General features: G+C 38.0%; 1 protein-coding gene and 1 pseudogene. Both read right to left on the reverse strand.

Annotated features, from left to right (window positions below; translation table 11 throughout):
• Positions 1–496, reverse strand: a pseudogene (locus tag CQA63_RS09150) (hypothetical protein); the annotation flags it as partial.
• A complete protein-coding gene (locus CQA63_RS09155; protein WP_115511885.1) occupies positions 493–3639 on the reverse strand; it encodes a helicase-related protein in 3147 nt (1048 codons plus the stop codon). The pseudogene CQA63_RS09150 and the gene CQA63_RS09155, both read right to left, overlap by 4 nt.
• Positions 3640–4007: the final 368 nt, after the last annotated feature.

Here is a 4007-nt window from a genome sequence, read left to right on the forward strand (position 1 = left end):
TTTTTTCTTTTTTTATAAGGGGGAGGGGCTTGAATTGCGAAGTCGCTCCCTCCCCCTTATATATCCCCCACCCCGACGACGCTTTAAGAGGTGGCACTTCGTGCGATTTAATTTTATCGCAGTGAGAATATATCTCACTGCTGAAAGACGTTTGGGACTTGTTGTCATTCTGAGCCTGCATAGCAGGCGAAGAATCTCTTTTAGCGACTAGTGATTCGTTTAGAGATTCTTCGCTTTCTTGCGAAAGCTCAGAATGACAAACTAACTTCCCTTGCAAGGTAATTTTATCTTGCGGGTTGGACTCATTGTCATGTCTAGCGGGAGTGGAAACGACCGAAGAATCTCTGTAGGCGACTAGTGATTCGGGTAGAGATTCTTCGGGCATAAAGCCCTCAGAATGACAAAGGGGTTGAGTTGTGTGTGGATTTTGCAGAGATTCTTCGCCTAAAGGCTCAGAATGACAATAGGATTGGGATTGTCTAGTGGCTTTGCTCATCTATTACCCTTAGTTGGGATAGCGGTAATGCTTAGCTCTATCTGAGGTTTTTTACTTTTATGTTCTTTTTGTGAGTTTTCCTCTAAAGTGTGTAAGTTTAAAGATTCTAAGTATGCTCTTAAATCGCTGCCATTGCGTTTGTTTATCTCTTTAGCTAGATTTTGTCTCTCTCCATTTTTAATAGCATCAATCACTCGCTTTGTAATAGCAGGATCTAGTCCTTCTAAGTGCCTTATCTTAGCTATGGCGTTAATTTCAGCGTGTTTTAAATTTGAAGTCTTTTTAAGGCTTGAATGTGGTTTTTGGGATTCTTTAAAGCATTCTAGTGCTTTTTGCACATCGCTATAATGCAAGCCAAGCCATGAATTGAGTTTAGTGCCATTTAAGGGCTTATTTTCAAGCTCTTTACGTAAAAAATTTGCTAATGTAAAAAAATCACATTCCCTTGCTTCCCTCTCATCTTTTTGCAATAAGTTTCGCTCATTTGCAGGAATGGGAGCGATAACATAAGGGGAATAAAAACTTTGTTTGGCTTTTTTATATGCGATATATGCATAACTTATGGGGCTTTGGACTTGAGAAGTTTCTATAATGCTACGGCATTTATTAGGGAGGGCTTTAATGCGCGCTCTCTCATGTTCAGAGAGTGCCTTTAGGTCATTTATAAATGGTGTCTCGGGGCTTAGCTCATCTAGATTTTCCTTTACTTTGCTAAAGATCTCCCAACTTTGTGTTTTTTCATCATCATCATAAATAGCCGCATCTTCGCCTAAAGTGCTATGAAAGCTTCTAAGCTTCGATCTTGTTATGGCATTTATATTGGTGATTTTATCGCTTATATCATGGGGCTTGAAGTTATAGATATGAATAGATTTAGCACTTGTGCCTATGCGCTTAATGCGTCCGATTCTTTGCATAAGGATCGTTGCATTATATGGGGCGTCGTAATTAATTATAATATTTGCACGATGGAGATTTACCCCCTCACTTAGGGTATCTGTGGTAATGACAAGCTGGTGGTCATTGCTTTGGTGCTCTTTAGGATAATTGGCATCAAAGTTTGCTCTTAATGCCTCTTGGTTATTGTCTCTATTTGCTGCGTGAATACACAGAGGCGTAAAGTCTTTAAGATGTTTTTCAAGGTGTTCTACACTTGTTTTTGCCTCACTAAAGATAACAATTTTTTGCTCTTTATTTGCAAGTTTTTCCCTTAAAAACTTTTTTAACTCTTCTAGTTTTGGGTCAATCTCTATTTCCTCCCATTTTGCTAGTAAGCGCTCTAACGTGGCTTTATCTTCTTCTAGTTTTTTTAAATAGTCCTTTTGAAAATGCTTTGGGCTTAAGGAAATATATTTATCTTCTCTATCCTCTAAGAATGTTTGCAATGCCTCATCATCTTCATCTTGTATGGCTTCATAGAGCTTCTCTCTATCGCCTTGAGCTGTAGGGATAAGTACTTTAGATCTTTGAAGCATTTGTATTAAGGCTTGGTGGGATTGAATTTGATTATTTAGCGTGGCTTTGAGGGCGGCGATACTTGATTCAAATCGTTTGAAGAGGATAATCTGAATAAGCGTGCTTAGACGTTTAGCAGTGTCTGTGTGCCATTCATTTTCATTTTTACCCCCTTTAGCTTTTTCCCCATATTCTTGTATAAAATGCGCTTGCCCCTCTTGAGTAAGGTTAGGGAAGATGAGATAGCGCACATACTTAAAGCTCCCCATAGAGGTTGCCTCTCCATCTAATAGCGCAATGCTCTCACTGGCAAGATTGTGTGAAATGTCATCTAGGTTATAAGTTAGATCTTTGGGAACTTCTATTTTTGGGAAACTAAGCCCTTGCTTTTGCATATCCTCTTTATATAGTTTTGCTATATCCGCTCGTGTGCGACGTATCATAATGTGAGTTAAAAGCTTATCTCTCATATTTTTAGCATTTAACTCTAATTTTTCTTGGGCATTTTTTTGTATCTGTTGGCTTTTGTCCTTTGATTCTTCGATAGCCTCTTTGTAAATTTTTTGCTGCTTGCTAAAAAAATCTTGCAAATCATTGCAGCCTTCTATACCGCTATTGTGCTTAGGTAAAAAGAGATAGCATTGATTGGCAAGATCGCTTGGAACATTATTCTGCGGGGTGGCTGATATGAGGATACACTTCTTTTTCTTTTTTATACCATTGTGTTGATATGGGGTCTCACAAATACTCTTTAAATTCTCATAGCGATTACTGGAGCTACCTCTAAAATTATGGCTTTCATCAATGATAATAAGCTCTATTTTAGCTTTCTCGTGGGGTTCGATCTTGTGTAAGCTATCGGGGGTATATGTTTCATAATTATGTATTTCTATGCGGTCAAAATGTTCTTTCCAAGATGTTGTGAGTGCTGGTTTGGCAATTATGAGAATCTTCCCTGTGATAAAGCCCTCTTTTTGGCATTTTTTGGCAATGACGGAGGCGATAAGTGTTTTACCTAAACCCACAACATCGCTTAAGAAAAAGCCATTATATTTTTTAAGCTTGGTTATACCTTCTGTGACTGCATGGACTTGATAGGGGTAGGGCGTAAAGTCCTTAAAAAGATGTGGTATAGAATCATCTTCTTTGGAGTCCCCAAAGTGGGATAGCAGGAGCTTATAATAAAGATCTCTTAGCGGGAGGATTGCTAGGTAGGTATCTTCTTTAGCTTTTTCTACATGGGTGTAATCTATAGGAATGGCGTTTTGCCATAGATGATTAAATTCACTTAATGCAAAGGTAATGTCATCACTCCCCTTACTTAAGAGATTTACCTCATAGTTTTTCTCTAAGCCATTTTGACTTAAATTTGAGCTCCCTACGATAAGTGAGCCTTCATAGCGCTTTTGATTTGGATTTGTGTGGTTGTGTTGGGGGTTGGAATAGAAGAGATAAAACTTCGCATGCACATTTTTATCTCTAATCATTTTGATTTGTAGTTTTTTCTCTTTTAAGGCGTAGAGGAGGAATTCTATGGAGTTATCTATTTCTACATCATAGGTCTTTTCTTTATTGATAAATTTTCTTTGTGCCTTAATGAAGCATTCTATAAATCGCTCTTGTTCGTATTTAATATCAAGGTTGTTTTGTTCTAATTCATAAATTTCCCTATCGACATTCAGCCCCACAAGAATGCGAATACTCTTAAACTTATCGTACTTATCCTTAAGGAGGTTATGTAGGTGGATAAAGCCACTAATGCGGAAATAGCCGATAAGGAAAGCTAATTCTTCTATATTTTTATCATTAATTACATTTTTAAATTGATTTAGGAGGGTGTTTGGTTCTCGATTGGTGGTGAAGTTGGAGTGCTGAAGTAGAGGTGAAATAGGAGCAGAAGCGTGAGAAAGCGCGGAATTAGAAGAAAGCGTGTGGGAAAGAGTAGAATCTAAAGAAGAATGCGGGCTTGGAATATGGCTGGAATTCCCTAAATTAGGTTCTTTATCCCCCCCCCCCGTTAAAAATATTTCCTTTGTGTTTTGTGTTTATTTTCATG

This window comes from Helicobacter marmotae (genome assembly GCF_003364255.1).
GTDB classification, from domain to species: Bacteria; Campylobacterota; Campylobacteria; order Campylobacterales; family Helicobacteraceae; genus Helicobacter_C; species Helicobacter_C marmotae.